Raw genomic sequence first — 17,364 nt, 5'->3', positions numbered from 1 at the left:
AGCTTCGCCGCGCCCACCAGCCCGGCGACGTGCAGGTCGTGCCCGCACGCGTGCATGGCTCCGGGGATGCGGGACGCGAACGGCAGCCCGCTGGTCTCCTGCACCGGCAGCGCGTCCATGTCGGCCCGCAGCAGCACCGCCGGACCCGGTCGCCCACCGCGCAGCACCGCCGTGACGCTGCTCAGCTTCTCCCCCACCGAGACCTCAAGACCCAGCCCCTCCAACGCCGCCAACACCTTCGCCTGCGTCAACGGAAGGTCCAGGCCGATCTCCGGCTCCTCGTGGACCGCCCGCCGCAACGCGACCAACTCCGGCTGGATCAGGGCGGCGGACTCGGCGAGGGTGGGGGTCATCGGCGTCTCCTCAGGCGTCACGGGCGGAACGCGCCCATGCTCCGCCCGGCCGCTGGGCACTCCGCACGCCTGCACGGATCAGCCGCTGCGCGCAGTCGCGCGCACGGATCAGCCGGCGATGGGCCGCATCGTGGCGCGGCGACTCTCCGGGGAGGCGAGCCACTGGAGCTTCTGCAGCGTCTCCGTGCCGGGCAGGGCGTTGTGCAGGACGACCGTGAGGTCGGGGCGCTCGGGGATGCGCAGCTGGGTGCTCTCGAAGTGCAGCTCACCGACCAGCGGATGGTCGACGTGCTTCGGCCGGGTGCCGGGCGGCCGGACGTCGCCGCGCGCCCACAGCTCGGCGAAGTGCTCGCTCTGCAGGCTCAGGTCGTCCACGATCGCGGCGAAGCCCTCGTCGCCGGGGAACTCCGCGGCCGCGGCGCGGTACTCGGCGGCGATCAGGGCCGCGTCCTCGGACCAGCCGACGTGGCGGCCCCGGTAGATGTGGCTGGTGAAGTAGTTGACCAGGCAGTTGGTGCAGCGGTCGCTGAAGTCGAAGACCGCGGCGGACGCGGCGTTGAAGGCGACGTTGTTCCAGTAGCGGTCGATGACGTTGGCTGGCAGCGGCATCCAGGCGTCGATGAGCCGCTGGATCGAGTCGCTCACCGTGGCCTGCTCCTGCGGGATCGCGAGGAGCGGCGGGTTGAGGCCCGCGAGCACGTAGAGGTGGCGCCGCTCGGGCTCGTCGAGCTTGAGCACCCGCGAGACGGAGTCGAGGACCTGGCCGGAGACGGTGATGTCACGCCCCTGCTCGAGCCACTGGTACCAGCTGACCCCCACCCCGGCGAGAACGGCCACCTCCTCGCGGCGCAGCCCGGGCGTCCGGCGGCGGGCGCCGCCGTCGGGCAGGCCGGCGTCGGCGGGGGTGACCCGGGCGCGTCGGCTCATCAGGAACTCGCGCAGGTCGGCACGGCGTCGGACATCGGCGGTCTTCGTACGAACGTCCACAGTCTCCCCTGCCTGATGGTGTGCCCCCAGACTATCCAAGCGCCTTCCGGCCCCCGGGGAATTCCGCATCGGACATGCGTTCGATCGTTGCTTATGCCCACTTAATAATGTCCAGTATTAACATGGACCGCATGGCTCGCACCCCCGCCTCCGGCACCAGCACCCGCGACCGCCTCCTGCGCGCCGCGGAGGAGCAGTTCGCCACCCGCGGCGTCCACGGCGCGCAGCTGCGCGACATCGTCGCCCAGGCCGGACAGGCCAACCCGTCGGCCGTGCAGTACCACTTCGGCTCCCGTGAGGGGCTGCTCGCACAGCTGCTCGCGGAGCGGCAGCGACGCGTCGAGGACGCCCTCACCGCCCTCGGCGTCGACGTCGATACGGCCACGCTGCCGCAACTGCTGCGGGCGCTGATCGCCGCCGAGGGCGGCGAGCTGCGTACCGAACGCGGTCGTCACTGCCTGCGGATCACCGCGCAGCTCAGCCACGACAGCGGCGTGCGGACCCGCACGCCCCACCCCGGCCTCACCGGCACCGGCTACTGGCGTCTGATCTGCGCACTAGAACGCCCGCTCACGGCGCTGCCCACTCCCCTGCCCGAGCCGGTCCGCCTGGAGCGGATCGACCTCGCGCTCAGCCTGATCGGCACCGCCCTGGCCGAGCGGGCCCGCCAACTCACGTCCGGGGAGCCGCCCCTGACCGAGGAACCGGCCTTCCTGGCCGACCTGGCGGCCGTCTCCGCGGCGATGCTGACCACCCCGCACCCCCACTCCTGACCACCCCTCCATCAAGAAACAGGCGCAGCATGACCACCATCGACCTCACCGGCAAGACCGTCCTCGTCACCGGCGGCGCCCGCGGCCTCGGCGCCGAGACCGCCCGCCAGGCCGTCGCCGCCGGCGCCAACGTCGTCCTCACCGACGTCCTCGACGAGGACGGCGCCGCGACCGCCGCCGCCCTGGGCGACCGCGCCCGCTACCGCCACCACGACGTCACCTCCGAGCAGGGGTGGGCCGAGGTCGTCGCCTTCGCCGTGGAGACCTTCGGCGGCCTGCACGGCCTGGTCAACAACGCGGGCATCTCCACCGGCAGCTTCCTCGCGGACGAGTCCGTCGAGCAGTTCCGCCGTGTCCTCGACATCAACCTCACCGGCGTCTTCATCGGCATGAAGGCCGCGATCCCGGCCATGCGCGCGGTCGGCGGCGGCTCGATCGTCAACATCTCCTCCGCGGCCGGCCTGATGGGCCTCGCCCTGACCGCCGGCTACGGCGCGTCGAAGTGGGGCGTCCGCGGCCTCAGCAAGATCGGCGCGGTGGAGCTCGGCACCGAGCGCATCCGCGTCAACTCCGTCCACCCGGGCATGACCTACACCCCCATGACGGCCTCCGTCGGCATCCAGCAGGGCGAGGGCAACTACCCCAACACCCCGATGGGCCGCGTCGGTGAGCCCCACGAGATCGCCGCCGCGACCGTCTTCCTGCTCTCCGACGCCGCCTCCTACGTCACCGGCGCGGAACTGGCCGTCGACGGCGGCTGGACCACGGGCCCGACGGTCAAATACGTCATGGGCCAGTAGCCTCCCTCAGCCCTCGGGGAGGGCCGCGATGAACGGTTCGCGGACCGCGGGGTCGCACCACTCCCGCTCCAGCGCCCGCTTGTCCGCGTCCGCGTCGCCGCCCGCGTCGACGACGTGGTCGGTACCGGGTCCGCAGGCGAGTGGCATGGTGGCGGCCCCGTCCCAGGACGGCCCCGAGGGGAAGGTGACGTCGACGACGACGCGACGGCCGTCGACGTCCACCGTCAGGTAGCGGTGGACGTCCCACAGGCCCTCAGCCGGAACGGCCGACGCGGCCTGCGCGCCGAAGCTCCGCTGGGCGAGCTCCGGGGTGCAGCGGTAGACGCGGTGGACCAACCGCGGTTCGCTCTCGGGCCAGCGCTCGGCGAACACGGCCGCCAGCAGGGCGTGTTTGGTGGAACAGGTCCCCCGCCACTCGGCGAGCGCCCCCTCGACGCTGCGGACCGCCGGTCGTCCGTAGGGCATCCGGTGCACCGCCGCGACGACGTCGACCATCGACGCGTCGGCCGTCAGCCCCGCCCGGTCCTTCAAGATCTCGAACATGAGGCCCTGTCTACCATGCCGTCCGGGCCTGCCTGGTGGTGGCACCAACAGGACAAGCGGCCTCTCTCCACGGCCTGTTGATCCGCAGAACCATGATGGTCATGGCGATCGACACCACAGCGGAAGACCGCTCCACGACCACCACCAGCAGCCTCCAGCCCGAGGGAGGCCTGTCGCTACGGGCCCGGCTGGTCCTCTTCGTCCTCTGTGCCGCCCAGTTCGCGGTGGCCCTCGACTTCTCCATCCTCAACATCGCGCTGCCCTCGCTCGGTCAGTCGCTGCACCTGTCGCAGGCCGACCTGCAGTGGGGCATGACCGCGTTCGCGCTCCCCTCCGGCGGCTTCCTGCTGCTGTTCGGGCGGGTCGCCGACGCCGTCGGGCGCAAGCGGGTGTTCCTCGGTGGGTTGACGCTGTTCACCGCGGCGTCCGTGCTGGCCACGCTGGCCTGGTCCCCCGAGAGCTTCCTCGCCGGACGGGCCCTGCAGGGCCTCGGGGCGGCCGCGATCGTCCCCGCCGGAATGGCGCTGCTGACCACCACCTTCCGCGAGGGCCCGCAGCGCGACCGGGCGCTCGGCATCATGGGCAGCCTGATGGCCGTCGGCTTCACCTGCGGCATGGTGCTCGGCGGCGTGCTCACCCAACTGCTCACCTGGCGCTCCACGATGGGCCTCAACGTGGTCATGGGCGCAGCCGTCCTGCTCGCCGCGCCGCGGCTGCTGCCGGAGTCCCGCAACGCCGTCCGGCCGCGCATGGACATCCCCGGCGCGATCACCGTCACCGGCGGCCTGCTGTCGCTGATCTACGCCCTGTCCACCGCCGCGCAGAAGGGCTTCGGGGACACGTCCGTGCTGGTCACCCTGGTCACGGCGGCCGTCCTGCTGACCGCGTTCTTCGTCATCGAGGCGCGCACCGCCGAACCGCTCATCTCCCTGCGCATCCTGCGCCGTCCCACCGTCGCCTTCGGCAACCTGGGTGGCCTGGCCACCATCTCCACGATGACGGCGGCGGTCTTCCTCGGCACGCTCTACCTCCAGCAGGTCAACCGCCTCTCCCCCGTGCTGACCGGCCTGGTCTTCGGCGCGCTCGGCGTCTCCTGCGCGCTCACCGGCACCCTCGCCCCCCGCTGGGTGGCCCGCGTCGGCTCCGCGAAGGTCCTCGCCGGCGGCCTGCTGCTGCAGGCGGCGCTCACCTTCGGCCTGCTGGCCATCGGCGCGGGAACGGGCGGCACCTGGCTGTTCCTGGTCGTCATCTCGCTGGCCGGCATCGGCCACATGGCGGCGATGGTCGCCTACAACGTCACCGCGACCTCGGGCCTCCCCGACGACGAGCAGGGGCAGGCGACGGGTCTGACGACCACGACGCAGCAGGTCGGCGTCACGGTCGGCATCCCGCTCCTCGCCGCGGTGGCCTCCACCCGCGCGGACGTCCTCTCCGGCGTGAAGCTCGGCCTCGCGGTGGACGCGGTGGCCGTCGCGGTCCTGGCGCTGACGGTCGCGGTGGGGCTGGGGACCGCGGCCCGACGCCGATAGCCCTCAGGGGCGCGGGGAACTGCGTGAGCAACCACCCTGTGCCGCTGGCTCTGTTCAGTGAGGACCGTCCGCCCAGGTAGGGCAACGGAACCGTCCGGGAGGGACGCCGACCACGCGCTTGAAGTGCCTTCCCAGATGCGCCTGGTCGTAGAAGCCCGCCGCGGTCGCCGCCTCGGCGGGCGGGAGGCCGTCCAGGAGGAGGGAGCGGGCGTGATCGACGCGACGGGACGTCAGGTACTGGTGCGGGGCGAGGCCGAATCGCGCGGTGAACGCCCGTACGAGGTGCGCCGGATGGGCATGGACCAGCTCCGCAGCCTCCTGCAGGGTGAGGCCCTCCCGGACGCGGGCGTCGAGAAGCTCCCGCAGCTGCTCGGCGACGCCCTGGCCCGGAACCAGGACCTCACGAGCCCGCAGGTGCGTGCGCAGCCGCTCGCCGATGAAGGCGAGGCGGCTCTCCGCCTCCAGCTCCTCGCCCCGCTGCGCCAGCACGCCGTGGAGTTGGCCGACCCGAGTGCGCAGCAGCGGGTCCGAGAGGTCCGGGGTGTCCGCCGCCGCACCGATCAGGGTGGGGTCGAGGATCGAGGAGTCCACGTAGAGGACGCGCTTACGGAAGCCCTCCGAGGTCGCGGGCGACCCGTTGTGAGGAACGTGCGGGGGCAGCAGCGAGACGGTCTCGTGGAGCGTGCCGCAGGCGTGGCGGTTGAGGTCGTAGCGAACCGCGCCGGAATCGACGATCAGCAGCGTCCAGACGTCGTGGACGTGCATCGGGTAGGCGTGCTCGGTGAAGTGGGCGTGGAAGACCTCGGTGACGCCCGGGACCTGCGGACGCCACGCGGACACCGACTCACCTGCGGCCATGCAAAGAACGTACAAGACCGGGCCGACGGGCGGGCGGCAGTCTCGTTCCATGAGCGACCACGAGACCGCCGCCCCCGTCCGCTTCGACACCAAGATCGCCGTGCTGCTCCGCGAGGACCTGCAGACCTGGCAGCGCCTCAACGTGACGGCGTTCCTCGTCAGCGGCCTGGGCACGGAGGCGCCCGAGGTGATCGGGGAGCCGTACCAGGACGCCGACGGCACCGCCTACCTGCGGATGTTCCGGCAGCCCGTGCTGGTCTTCGAGGGCACCAAGGAGACGCTCACCGCCGCCCACGCCAAGGCCCTCGCCCGCTCGCTGCCGCGCGCGGTCTTCACCTCGGACCTGTTCGCCACCGGCAACGACGCGGACAACCGCGCCGCCGTCCGCGCCGTGCGCGGCGACGACCTCGACATCGTCGGCCTGGCCGTGTACGGGCCGCGCAACGTCGTCGACAAGGTGATCAAGGGCGCCCGGATGCACCCGTGAGCCGTGCTCCCGGAAACCGGGCTCAGGCGGACTCGGCGCGCCGCTCCTCGTCCTCGCGCTCCACGTCCTGGCTGACGCGCGGCACGGGGGACGCCAGCAGCGTCCCGATGCGGTTGCGGCGGCCCGCCGTGCTCTCGGCGGTGAGGTGGATCGCGGCGATCGGCAGGTCCTCCTCGTCCGGCAGCTGCACCGACGCGTGGCTGCCGGGGATCGGGACGCGGCCGAGGGCCTTGGCCAGCAGGCCGCCGACGGTGTCGACGTCCTCGTCCTCCAGGTCCAGGCCGAACAGCTCGCCGAGCTCCTCCACGGGCAGGCGTGCGGTGATCCGGTAGGAGCCGTCGGGCAGCGGCTCGACGGCGGGGGTCTCCCGGTCGTACTCGTCGGTGATCTCGCCGACGATCTCCTCAAGGATGTCCTCGATCGTCACCAGCCCGGCCGTGCCGCCGTACTCGTCGATGACGACGGCGACGTGGATCCGGTCGCGCTGCATCTCCCGCAGCAGGTCCGCCGCCGGCTTGCTGTCGGGGACGAAGGTGGCCGGCCGCATCACCGAGCCGACCGGCTCGGACTCCGCGTCGCGGTTGGTGTGGGTGCGCCGGACCAGGTCCTTGAGATAGGCGATGCCGACGACGTCGTCCTCGTTCTCGCCGACCACCGGCATCCGGGAGAAGCCCGAGCGCAGCGCGAGCGTCAGGGCCTGGCGGACGGTCTTGCCGCGCTCGATCATCACCAGGTCGGTGCGGGGCACCATCACCTCGCGGACGATGGTGTCGCCCAGCTCGAAGACCGAGTGCACCATGCGGCGCTCGTCGTCCTCGATCAGGTCGTCCTTCTCGGCCAGGTCGACCAGCGCCCGCAGCTCCGCCTCGGAGGCGAACGGGCCCTCACGGAAGCCCTTGCCGGGGGTCAGCGCGTTGCCGAGCAGGATCAGCAGGCGCGGGATCGGGCCCAGCACCCTGGCCAGCGGCAACAGCACGTAGGAGGCCGCCGTGGCGGAGTTCAGGGGGTGCTGGCGGCCGATCGTGCGCGGCGAGACGCCGACCGCGACGAAGGAGACCAGCACCATGACGCCGATGGAGACCAGGACCGCCTGCCAGGTGTGCGGGAAGTCGCGCACACAGACGACGGCCACCAGGACGGTCGCCGCCATCTCGCAGGTGACCCGGATCAGCGTGGCCAGGTTGAGGTAGCGGATCGGGTCGCTCGCCAGGGCCAGCAGGCGCTCCCCGCCGCGACGGCCGTTGCGGGCCGCCTCCTCGGCGCGGAAGCGGGAGACCCGCGAGATGCCCGCCTCGGCGCAGGCCGCCAGCCAGGCACAGATGACGAGCAGCACCGCCCCGATGAGGAAGGAGGTGCTGAAGCCGGTACTACTGCCGCTCATTTCGTGTGGACTTCTCTGCGCGAGTCGTTCACCGGGTGGTGGGTGCCGGGGACGGACCGGTCTCGCCGCGAGTGGCGCGCCAGTCGTCCAGGATCCGCTTCTGCAGCCCGAACATCTCGCGCTCCTCCTCCGGGTCCTCGTGGTCGTACCCGAGGACGTGCAGCACGCCGTGGACGGTGAGCAGCTGCAGCTCCGCGTCCATGGAGTGGCCGTTGGCCGCGCCCTGCTTGGCGGCGACCTCCGGGCACAGCACGATGTCGCCGAGAAGGCCCTGCGGGGGCTCCTCGTCCTCCTTGCCGGGCCGCAGCTCGTCCATCGGGAACGACATGACGTCCGTCGGCCCGGGCTCGTCCATCCACTGCACGTGCAGCGCCGCCATGGCCTCCTCGTCCACGACGATGACGGAGAGCTCGGAGAGCGGGTGGATGCGCATCCGGTCCAGCGCGAAGCGCGCGACGTCGAGGAGCGCCTCCTCGTCGACGTCGGTCCCGGATTCGTTGTTGATGTCGATCGCCATGGCGAGTGCGGTTCTCGGCTTCCTGAGTGGTTACGCGTTGCGGTGGGAGTTCGGCTTCGGCGCGGGGTTGGCGTCGTAGCGGCTGTAGGCGTCGACGATGCGGCCGACCAGCTTGTGGCGGACGACGTCCGCGCTGGTCAGGCGGGAGAAGTGGATGTCCTCCACGCCGTCCAGGATGTCCTGGACCACGCGCAGGCCGCTGACCGTGCCGCCGGGCAGGTCGATCTGCGTGACGTCGCCGGTGACCACGATCTTGGAGTTGAAGCCGAGACGGGTCAGGAACATCTTCATCTGCTCGGCGCTGGTGTTCTGCGCCTCGTCGAGGATGATGAACGCGTCGTTGAGGGTACGGCCGCGCATGTAGGCGAGCGGCGCCACCTCGATCGTCCCCGCGGCCATCAGGCGCGGGATCGAGTCCGGGTCGATCATGTCGTGCAGCGCGTCGTAGAGCGGGCGCAGGTACGGGTCGATCTTCTCGTAGAGCGTGCCGGGCAGGAAGCCCAGCCGCTCGCCGGCCTCGACGGCCGGACGGGTCAGGATGATCCGGTTGACCTGCTTGGCCTGGAGCGCCTGCACGGCCTTGGCCATCGCCAGGTACGTCTTGCCGGTACCGGCCGGGCCGATGCCGAAGACGATGGTGTGGCGGTCGATCGCGTCCACGTAGGTCTGCTGGTTCAGCGTCTTGGGACGGATCGAGCGGCCGCGGTTGGAGAGGATGTTCGCGGTGAAGACGGACGAGGGGCTCTCGTGCGCCTCGGGACTGGTCGGGTCCTCGGAGGCCTTGCGCAGCATCGCGATGGAACGCTCCACGGTGTCCTCGGTCAGCGGCTGACCGGTGCGGAGCACCAGCATCATCTCGTCGAACAGCCGCTGCACCAACGCGGTCTCGCGCGGGTCACCGGTCGCGGTGACCTCGTTGCCGCGGGCGTGGATGTCGACGGAGGGGAAGGCGTTCTCGATCACGCGGAGGAGTGAGTCCCCGGTGCCGAGCACCGTCACCATCGGGTGCTTCTCCGGGATGACGATGCGCGCTTGGGTCTGCGACTGCGACGACTGGGTCTGCGTTTGAGAAGTCATAGGTCGGCGCTGGGGCCTGCCTCATCCCATTTCTCTGTCGAGTCCATCGGTGATCCAAGAAAAGGGTACGACGGACGGTACGGCCGGGGACAACGATGCTGCGCCCACCGGCGGGGATGCGCCAGTCTTTTATTCAGCTGTTCATTCACACGCGGCCGGGCACCGGGATGCGCATCAGGTCCGCGGCGACGACGATCTCACCGTCGAAGTGCCGGCGGGCCTCGTCGAGATGGCCCTCCAGGTCGGGATAGCGCTGCGAGAAATGCGTCAGCACCAGCGTCCGCACGCCCGCCTGCGCGGCGACGCGCGCCGCCTGGGCGGCGGTGAGATGGCCGTGCTCCTCGGCGAGGTGCTCGTCCGCGTCGCGGAAGGTCGCCTCGATGACCAGCAGGTCCGCGCCCTCGGCGAGCGCGTGCACGCCCTCGCACAGGCGGGTGTCCATGATGAACGCCGCCCGCTGCCCACGCCGCGTCTCGCTGACGTCGCCGAGCGTCACGTCACCGACGCGGCCCTCGCGCTGGAGACGCCCGACGTCCGGTCCGGAGATGCCGTGGGCGCGCAGCTTCTGCGGCAGCAGCCGCCGGCCGTCGGGCTCGACGAGCCGGTAGCCGTAGGAGTCGACGGGGTGCGACAGCCGGGCCGCCTCGAGGGTGAACGGCGTCCGCTCCCGGCCGGTGGGCTTGAGCGCGCCACCCTCGCCGGTGAGCGGCTCGGGACGCAGCTCCGCGGTCTCGTAGAAGGCGCTGGCGTGGCGCAGCCGCTCGAAGAACGCCTCGCCGGACGCCGGGTAGTGGACGGCGACCGGGTAGGGCACCTTGTCGAGGTTGATCCGCTGGATCACCCCGGGCAGGCCGAGGCAGTGGTCACCGTGGAAGTGCGTCACGCAGATCCGGGTGATGTCGTGCGAGCTCACCCCCGCGTGCAGCATCTGCCGCTGGGTGCCCTCGCCCGGGTCGAAGAGCAGGCCCTCGCCGTCCCAGCGCAGCAGGTAGCCGTTGTGGTTCCGGTGACGGGTGGGGACCTGGCTGGCCGTGCCCAGCACGACCAGCTCACGCGCGGACACGCGGGTCAGACCAGCTTCTCGCGGAGCCCCGCGTTGCCGCCGAGCACGTGCACGTGCGCGTGGAACACGGTCTGACCGGCACCGGAGCCGGTGTTGAAGATCAGGCGGTACCCGCTCTGGTCGACCTTCTCCTCCTCCGCGACCCGCCCCGCCTCGGCGAGCACGACGCCCGCGAGCTGCGGGTCCGCGTCGGCGAGCGCGGCGGCGTTGGGGTAGTGCGCCTTCGGCACGACGAGGACGTGCGTCGGCATCTGCGGGTTGATGTCACGGAAGGCGAGCGTGTGCTCGGTCTCGCGCACCTTGGTGGAGGGGATCTCCCCGGCCACGATCTTGCAGAACAGGCAGTCCGCCTGGGCCTCGCCGGCCATCACCATCTCCTACGGTCACGGGATCTCAGTACGGATCGTAGCGACCCCCGTAGGGGCGCGAGGAACTGCGCGAGCAACCCACCCGAGGGGATGGCCCTGTTCGCATCGGGACCATCCGCATGTCCGTGGCTTGTCGCTCAGTTCCTCGCGCCCCTGGGGTCAGTGCAACTACAGCTCCGGAATGGAGGGCGGGGTCGCGGCCGGGCGGGATTCGAGCGCGGCCAGGGCCAAGCTGATCGCCTCGTCGAGCTGGGGGTCGCGGCCGGCCACCCAGTCCTGGGGGGCGCAGACGACCTCGACGTCCGGGTCCACGCCGTGGTTCTCCAGGCCCCAGCCGTAGCCCTCCATCCACGTCGCGTAGCGCGGCTGCGTGACGCCGGTGCCGTCGACCAGGCTGTAGCGGCCGTCGATGCCGATCACGCCGCCCCAGCTGCGGACGCCGACGACGGGGCCCAGGCGCAGGGCCTGGAACGCCGCGCCGACGATGTCGCCGTCGGAGCCGGCGAACTCGTCGGTGACGGCGACCAGCGGGCCGCGCGGGGCGTCGAAGGGGTAGGTGGTGGGCGTGCAGTCACGCTCCACGTCCCAGCCGATCACGCGGCGGTTCAGCTTCTCGATCACCAGCTGCGAGGTGTGCCCGCCGCGGTTCTCGCGGACGTCGACGACCAGGCCGTCGCGGGCCACCTCGCTGCGCAGGTCGCGGTGGAGCTGGGCCCAGCCGTGGCTGACCATGTCCGGCACGTGGAGGTAGCCGAGCCGCCCGCCCGAGGCCTCGCGGACGTGGGCCCGGCGGTCGGTGACCCAGGCGTGGTAGCGCAGCTGCGCCTCGTCGGCGAGCGGGACCACGACGACGGTGCGCTCCGCGTCGCCCCCGGCCGGGAGGACGGTGAGCTCGACGGGCTTGCCCGCCGTGCCGACCAGCAGCGGCGCAGGACCGGTGAGGGCGTCGACCGGACGGCCGCTCACGGCCACCAGCGCGTCGCCCGCGCGGACCGCGACGCCCGGCGCGGCCAGCGGCGAGCGGGCGTGCGGGTCCGAGGACTCGCCGGGCAGCACCGCGGCCACCCGCCACACCCCCTGCTCGTCGCGGGCCAGGTCCGCGCCGAGGAAGCCCTGGCGGCGCTCGGCGCCGGGGCCGGCGGCGGGAGGGGTGACGTAGGCGTGGGACGTCCCGGGCGCGCCCTGGAGCTCCCAGAGCACGTCGACCAGGTCACCGTGGCTGCCGACGCGCTCGACCAACGGGCGGTACTGGGCCTGGACCGCGTCCCAGTCGAGACCGCCGAGGTCCGCGCGCCAGAAGTTGTCGCGCATCAGGCGCGCGGTCTCGTCGAACATCTGCCGCCACTCGGCGGTCGGGTCGACGGTGACCCGGACCCGGGAGAGGTCCACCGGGAACCTGGCGTCGCGGTCGTCCTTGTCGACACGGCTGTCGGCCGGCAGCACGGTGAGCGCGCCGCGGTCGCGGACCACGAGGCGGCTGCCGTCGCCGGAGACGGCGTAGCCGTCGAGTTGGTCGACGAGCACGGTGAGCCGACGCGCGCTCAGGTCGTAGTACTCCAGCGAGCTGCGCTCGGCCTCGCTCTCCGTCGTGGCGCGGCTGTTGCCGAGGACACCGGCGACGGGGTGGCGCATCCAGGCGACACCGCCCTTGACCGCCGCCAGGTCGTCGTAACGGCCGGCCGGGACGGGGAAGGCGAGCACCCGGGCGTCCAGGCCCTCGGTGTCGACCTCGGTGGCGGGCGGCTCGTCCGTGCCGGCGTCGGCCTTGCCGTCGCCGTCGCCGTTCTTGCCGACGGGACGGCCCTGCGGCAGCGGGCCGAACGGTGAGAGCGCCTCGGCGGTCAACGTGAGCAGGTAGGGCCGGGAGGCGACGGGGAAGGCCAGGTCGAAGGCGTGCTCGTCGTAGACCGGGTCGAAGTCGCGTGCGGACAGGAAGGCCAGGTGGCGGCCGTCGCCGGTGAAGGTGGGCGACCAGTCGCGGAAGCGGCTCGCGGTGGCCTCGACGATCTCGCCGGTCTCGACGCGGGCCAGGCGGATCTGGCTCAGCATCGCCTCGGCGAAGCGCGGGTGCGACCAGGCCAGCCAGCGCGAGTCCGGGGAGAAGGTCAGGCCGCTGGTGAGGCCGTGCTCGCTGCGGTCGAGCTCGCGCAGTGCCTCCTCGGCCGGGGTGTCGGTGGCGGTCGCGATCAGCAGCACGCGGCCGGTGCGGTCGGCGGCGGCCAGCAGCGTGCCGTCCGGGGAGGCCGCCAGCTCCTCGACGCGGCCGAGGCGGCCGGCCAGCAGGCGACGGCCGTCGGAGAACTCGATGGCGTCCTCGCCCTCCGCGTCGGTCACCCAGGCGGAGTCACCGTCCGGCAGCGCGACGGGCAGGCGGTGGCGGACGCCCGGCGTGGTGGCCAGGGCGCGGACCGGTCCGTCGCGGTGGGTGACCCGGTGGAGCGTGCCGCGGACCTCGACGACGCTGGAGCGCCCGTCGCCGTCCACGGCCACGGAGCCGAGGTTGCGGGCGGCGTCGACCGGGAACGGTTGGCGGTCGCTGCGCGGGCCGCCGAGGCGGATCTCCAGGCGCCGCGGCTCGGTGCGTTCCGCGAGGTCCTCGACGAGCCACAGCTCGCCGCCGGCGTGGTAGACGACGCGCGCGCCGTCGGTGGCGGCGTTGCGGGCGTAGAAGTCGTGGCCGCCGTGGGCGCGCAGGTCGGAGCCGTCGGGCCGGGAGGACCACAGGCGGGCGACGCCGTCGTGGTCGGAGAGGAAGGCGACGCGGTCGCCGACCCACATCGGCGAGTCCAGCTGGCCGTCCAGCTCGGCGTGGAGGCGGGTGAACTCGCCGCCCTCGGTGCCGATCCACAGCTTGCCGGCCAGGCCGCCGCGGTAGCGCTTCCAGTGCGCGGCCTCGCGGCCGTTGGTCGCGGAGGAGAGCAGCACGCCCGCTCCGTCGGGCTGCAGCGCGAGCTTGCCCAGCCGCCCGAAGGGCAGCGTCCGGGCGGGGCCGCCGTCCAACGGCACGGCGTGCGCCCACACGTGCGCGCGGGACCGGCGGCCCTGCGAGCTCGCGACGAGCACCTCGCCGTCGGCCGTCCAACCCAGTACCGCCGTCTGCGCGTTGCCCCAGTACGTCAGCCGCCGCGCGGGCCCGCCGTCGACGGGCGCGACGTGCACCTCGGGCGCGCCGTCCCGGGTGGACGCCCAGGCGAGCAGCGTCCCGTCCGGCGAGAACCGGGGCCCCGCCACCGGCACGTGATCGGCGCTCACCCGCCAGGCCCGTCCACCGTCGAGGGGCGCGACCCACACGTCGTCCTCGGCCACGAAGGCGACCAGGTCGCCGTGGAGGTGCGGATACCGGAAGTAGCCCTCGGCGGGGCCTGTCTGCTGCGTCTGCGTCTGCGTCACGAGCGTGACGCTACCGAGGCAGCGTCCAGTATTCGAGATCTTTTTCCGTGAGCGAACCGGCCGGGTCACGCACCGTGCCGCTCGCGGCGGGCGAGGACGCGGGCGTACTGCAGGGCGGCGAACTGGAGCAGCACGCCGAGGAGGGTCATGAAGCCGACGGCCGGGTCGAGGGGTGGCACGCACAGCAGCGCGAGCCCGACCAGGGTGCCGGCGGCGACGCCGACGAGGGCGACCCGCAGGGAGGCGCTGGCGCGGCCGAGGCGCAGCAGCGGGCCGACCAGTCCGGGCGGCAGCTGGCGCCGGGACCACAGCACCCAGCCCGCCCAGGCGGCCACGGCGAGGAGGGCGCCGCCGACGCGGATCGCCAGGGTCGGCGGGTTCGTGGGGGAGATCGTCATCAGCGAGCCGATGAAGACGACGACGGAGATCCAGCGGGCCCGGGAGAGCAGCCGCAACGCGACCGCGCGGAGGTTGTGGGCGCCGAGCCCGGCGTCGTTCTGGAGCAGGTGGTCCCCGGCGGCGACGGCGGCGAAGCTGGCGGCGGCGTCCTTGACGTTGCCCTGCTTGAGCAGCAGCCGGCCCAGGTTGTTGCGGGCGGCGATGTGCTCGGGATCGATGGCGAGCGCGGCCCGGTAGCAGGCCTCCGCCTCCGCGTCGCGGCCCATCGCGTCGGCCGCGCGGCCCGCGGTGAAGTGCGCGCCCGCCTGATGCGGCGCCAGCTCCCGGGCACGCAGCGCAGCCTGGTAGCAGGTCTGCGCCTGGTCCCCCGGCCACAGCATGCCGGACCGCGGCAGCGTCGCCCAGGAGACCAGGGCGTGGCCGTACCAGTGCTCGGGATCGGCCTGCATCGCCGCCCAGGCCGCCTGTGCGGCGAGGTCGTGACCGGTGCCGCGACGCTCGGCAAGGCGCAGCAGGCCCATCGCCCGCAGACGCAGCGCGACGGCGTCGTGCGGGTCGGTGGCCAGCGCCTGGTCGGCCGCGCTCAGGCCCTCCTCGGGCTCGTTCAGGTCGAAGCAGCACTGGCTGAGCAGCCGCCAGGCCGCGGTGTCGCCCGGGTCGACGGCGACGGCGGACGCGCACAGCGCCCGCGCCTCGGCGGCGCGGCCGAGGCCCAGCAGGGTCTGCGCGCGCTGCAACCGGACGGCCGGGTCGGCCGGGTCGCCGACCGTGCCGGGGGTCGTCGTCACAGCTTGCCCGCCCGCTTGAGGTAGGCGAGCAGGTCGTCGTAGATGCCGCCCTCGTTGGCGAAGAGCGCGACGTTGCGGGCGGCCGCCAGCCACGGCTCGATGGACGGCTTGACCTGCTTCAGCGCCGCCGTCAGGTCGCCGGTGCCGATCATGCGGACCTCGCCGGAGGCCGCGGAGTCGAGCAGCGCCGCCTCGGCGGCGCTCTCGCACAGGTGGGCCAGGTCGGCGCCGGAGTAGCCCTCCGTCGCCTTGACCAGCCTGCCCACGTCCACGCCCGCGACCGGCCGGTCGCGCAGGTGGTAGCGCAGGATCGCCTCGCGCGCCGGGGCGTCCGGCGGCAGCACCAGCAGCGTCCGGTCCAGCCGGCCCGGGCGGCGCAGCGCGGAGTCCACGTCCCAGGGGTGGTTGGTGGCGGCGAGCACGAAGACGCCCTCGTTGTCCGCGCCGGCGCCGTCCAGCTCCGTCAGCAGCTGGTTGACGGTGCCGCGCATGGCGTTGTGCCGCAGGTTGCTGCGCTTGCCGCCGAGCGCGTCCACCTCGTCGAGGAAGAGCACGCAGGGCGCGTTGCGGCGGGCGGTCTCGAAGATGTCGTGCAGGTTCCGCTCGGACTGCCCGATGTACATGTCCAGCACGTCGCTCAGACCGATGGACAGGAACCGGGCCCCGAGCTCGCCCGCGACGGCGCGGGCGATGAAGGTCTTGCCGCAGCCGGGCGGCCCGTACAGCAGCAGCCCGCCACGCAGGGACTTGCCGTACAGGCGGCGCAGCTCAGGGTTGCGCATCGGCGCCAGGAACGCGGCCTGCAGCCGCTGCTTCACCTCGGCGAGGCCGCCGACGTCGGCGAGCGTCACCTCGGACCGCTCCACGTCCCAGCCCGGCTCGTCCGGCTCGCCGTCCGGCTCCTCGGCGGCGAGCGGGTCGACGAAGCGCGGCTCCACGATGTCCGAGAGCTGCTCCTCGGCCTGCGACCAGTCGAAGGAAGGCGCCGGGGGTGCCGGTGCGGCTTCGGGAGCGGGCGCGGGGGCGGGCGCGGGGGCACCCATGGCCCGCAGCATCAGCGTCCGGGCGTCGCCGTTGGCCGGCTCGTGCTGGAGCGCGACCGCGGCCTCCGCGACCGCCTCCTCACCCCGGCCGGCCGCGAGCAGCAGTTCCGCAAGGTGCAGGCGGAGCGTGACGTCCGTGGGCGCCGTGGCGACGGCGGCGCGGATGCTACGGATGAGCGGAGTGTCCTCGGGCATGCGGACACCCTACGTGCCGTCGCCGACAGCCCGAAGGGTCAGCCCCAGCGTCCGCTGCGGCCGAGCAGCAGGGACGCTGCCGCGACGCCGGCGGTGGAGGTCCGCAGGACCGACGGGCCGAGCAGGAACGCGCCCGCGCCGGCGGTGGTGAAGGTATCCATCTCGTCCGGGGAGACGCCGCCCTCCGGGCCGACGACCAGCACGACCGACCCCGACCTCGGCAGCTGCGCGGAGGCGAGCCGCGCGGCGCCCTCCTCGTGCAGGACGCCCGGCATCGTGGCGGAGGCGAGCAACGTCGCGACCTGACGCGTGCTCATCGCGTCACGGACGACGGGGAACCGTAGGCGTCGCGACTGCTTCCCCGCCTCGCGCGCTGTCGCGCGCCATTTCGTGAGGGCCTTCTCCCCGCGCTCGCCCTTCCACTGCGTGATGCAGCGGGACGCCTGCCAGGGGACGATCTCGTCCACCCCGACCTCGGTCATCAGCTCCACGGCGAGCTCGCCACGGTCACCCTTGGGCAGCGCCTGCACCACGACGATCCGCACGTCCGGCTCGGGCTCGGCCAGCAACTCGGCGACGGTGACGTCGAGGACGTCCTTGCCCTCGACCGCGGCGACGGTCCCCCGCAGGCCGGTACCCTCCCCGTCGGTGAGGACGACGTCCTCGCCGGGGTTCAGCCGCTTGACCGAGACAGCGTGCCGTCCCTCCGCGCCGTCGAGCCGGACCACACCGCCGACTCGACCGAGAGCGAGGCGTTCAGCAGGGAGCAGGAAAACAGGAGCGGTCACGTGCGGACTCAGCTTTCGGAAGGCT

17 protein-coding genes are annotated in these 17,364 nt (G+C 72.9%); 4 read left to right on the top strand and 13 right to left on the bottom strand.

Going from position 1 to position 17,364, the window contains the following annotated elements:
* Both BMY61_RS22485 and BMY61_RS22480 read right to left on the bottom strand, forming a co-directional pair.
* Positions 1-353: M20/M25/M40 family metallo-hydrolase (locus tag BMY61_RS22485; protein ID WP_143094467.1), on the bottom strand; the 353-nt coding region annotated here is incomplete at its 3' end.
* A gap of 108 nt (positions 354-461) precedes the next feature.
* Positions 462-1,280 (bottom strand): helix-turn-helix transcriptional regulator, encoded by an 819-nt coding sequence (locus BMY61_RS22480; RefSeq protein WP_042444817.1) that lies wholly within the window; start codon positions 1,278-1,280, stop codon positions 462-464.
* Between the two features lie 191 nt (positions 1,281-1,471).
* Here BMY61_RS22480 and BMY61_RS22475 point away from each other — a divergent pair, with 191 nt between their 5' ends.
* A complete protein-coding gene (locus BMY61_RS22475; RefSeq protein ID WP_042444573.1) occupies positions 1,472-2,113 on the top strand; it encodes a TetR/AcrR family transcriptional regulator in 642 nt (213 codons plus the stop codon).
* 29 nt (positions 2,114-2,142) lie between these two features.
* Positions 2,143-2,913, top strand: coding sequence for a glucose 1-dehydrogenase (locus tag BMY61_RS22470; RefSeq protein WP_042444571.1), 771 nt, complete (start codon positions 2,143-2,145; stop codon positions 2,911-2,913).
* A 6-nt stretch (positions 2,914-2,919) separates the two neighbouring features.
* On the opposite strand, the gene BMY61_RS22465 is transcribed toward BMY61_RS22470, so the two are convergent.
* Entirely contained in the window at positions 2,920-3,456 is a 537-nt protein-coding gene (locus BMY61_RS22465) for a hypothetical protein (protein ID WP_042444569.1), read from the bottom strand.
* 101 nt (positions 3,457-3,557) lie between these two features.
* On the opposite strand from BMY61_RS22465, the gene BMY61_RS22460 reads away from it, so the two are divergent.
* Positions 3,558-4,985, top strand: coding sequence for an MFS transporter (locus BMY61_RS22460; protein WP_042444816.1), 1,428 nt, complete (start codon positions 3,558-3,560; stop codon positions 4,983-4,985).
* Between the two features lie 54 nt (positions 4,986-5,039).
* On the opposite strand, the gene BMY61_RS22455 is transcribed toward BMY61_RS22460, so the two are convergent.
* Positions 5,040-5,843, bottom strand: a complete 804-nt coding sequence (locus BMY61_RS22455) for a helix-turn-helix domain-containing protein (protein ID WP_042444562.1) — start codon at positions 5,841-5,843, stop codon at positions 5,040-5,042.
* A 49-nt stretch (positions 5,844-5,892) separates the two neighbouring features.
* On the opposite strand from BMY61_RS22455, the gene BMY61_RS22450 reads away from it, so the two are divergent.
* Positions 5,893-6,330 carry a DUF2000 domain-containing protein gene (locus tag BMY61_RS22450; protein ID WP_042444560.1) on the top strand — a complete coding sequence of 146 codons (438 nt, stop codon included), beginning with the start codon at positions 5,893-5,895 and terminating at the stop codon, positions 6,328-6,330.
* 22 nt (positions 6,331-6,352) lie between these two features.
* Here BMY61_RS22450 and BMY61_RS22445 read toward each other — a convergent pair whose 3' ends face one another.
* The 9 genes from BMY61_RS22445 to BMY61_RS22405 form a co-directional block, all read right to left on the bottom strand.
* On the bottom strand, positions 6,353-7,711 hold the full coding sequence (locus BMY61_RS22445; RefSeq protein WP_042444558.1) for a hemolysin family protein: 1,359 nt from the start codon (positions 7,709-7,711) through the stop codon (positions 6,353-6,355).
* A 28-nt stretch (positions 7,712-7,739) separates the two neighbouring features.
* Positions 7,740-8,228 carry an rRNA maturation RNase YbeY gene (ybeY, locus tag BMY61_RS22440; RefSeq protein WP_042444556.1) on the bottom strand — a complete coding sequence of 163 codons (489 nt, stop codon included), beginning with the start codon at positions 8,226-8,228 and terminating at the stop codon, positions 7,740-7,742.
* A gap of 30 nt (positions 8,229-8,258) precedes the next feature.
* Positions 8,259-9,305, bottom strand: coding sequence for a PhoH family protein (locus BMY61_RS22435; RefSeq protein ID WP_075004021.1), 1,047 nt, complete (start codon positions 9,303-9,305; stop codon positions 8,259-8,261).
* 145 nt (positions 9,306-9,450) lie between these two features.
* Positions 9,451-10,368, bottom strand: coding sequence for a ribonuclease Z (locus BMY61_RS22430; protein ID WP_042444552.1), 918 nt, complete (start codon positions 10,366-10,368; stop codon positions 9,451-9,453).
* A 5-nt stretch (positions 10,369-10,373) separates the two neighbouring features.
* Positions 10,374-10,736, bottom strand: a complete 363-nt coding sequence (locus BMY61_RS22425; protein ID WP_042444550.1) for a histidine triad nucleotide-binding protein — start codon at positions 10,734-10,736, stop codon at positions 10,374-10,376.
* Between the two features lie 168 nt (positions 10,737-10,904).
* On the bottom strand, positions 10,905-14,126 hold the full coding sequence (locus BMY61_RS22420; protein WP_042444548.1) for a S41 family peptidase: 3,222 nt from the start codon (positions 14,124-14,126) through the stop codon (positions 10,905-10,907).
* A 65-nt stretch (positions 14,127-14,191) separates the two neighbouring features.
* On the bottom strand, positions 14,192-15,313 hold the full coding sequence (locus BMY61_RS22415; RefSeq protein WP_042444546.1) for a tetratricopeptide repeat protein: 1,122 nt from the start codon (positions 15,311-15,313) through the stop codon (positions 14,192-14,194).
* Entirely contained in the window at positions 15,310-16,551 is a 1,242-nt protein-coding gene (locus BMY61_RS22410; protein ID WP_042444544.1) for an ATP-binding protein, read from the bottom strand. Before BMY61_RS22410 ends, BMY61_RS22415 begins: the two co-directional genes overlap by 4 nt.
* Positions 16,552-16,589: 38 nt before the next feature.
* On the bottom strand, positions 16,590-17,339 hold the full coding sequence (locus BMY61_RS22405; RefSeq protein ID WP_042444542.1) for a 16S rRNA (uracil(1498)-N(3))-methyltransferase: 750 nt from the start codon (positions 17,337-17,339) through the stop codon (positions 16,590-16,592).
* Positions 17,340-17,364 lie beyond the last annotated feature (25 nt).

It is taken from the genome of Streptacidiphilus jiangxiensis (assembly GCF_900109465.1).
Classification (GTDB): domain Bacteria; phylum Actinomycetota; class Actinomycetes; order Streptomycetales; family Streptomycetaceae; genus Streptacidiphilus; species Streptacidiphilus jiangxiensis.
This window is presented reverse-complemented; position numbering and strand designations above follow the sequence as displayed.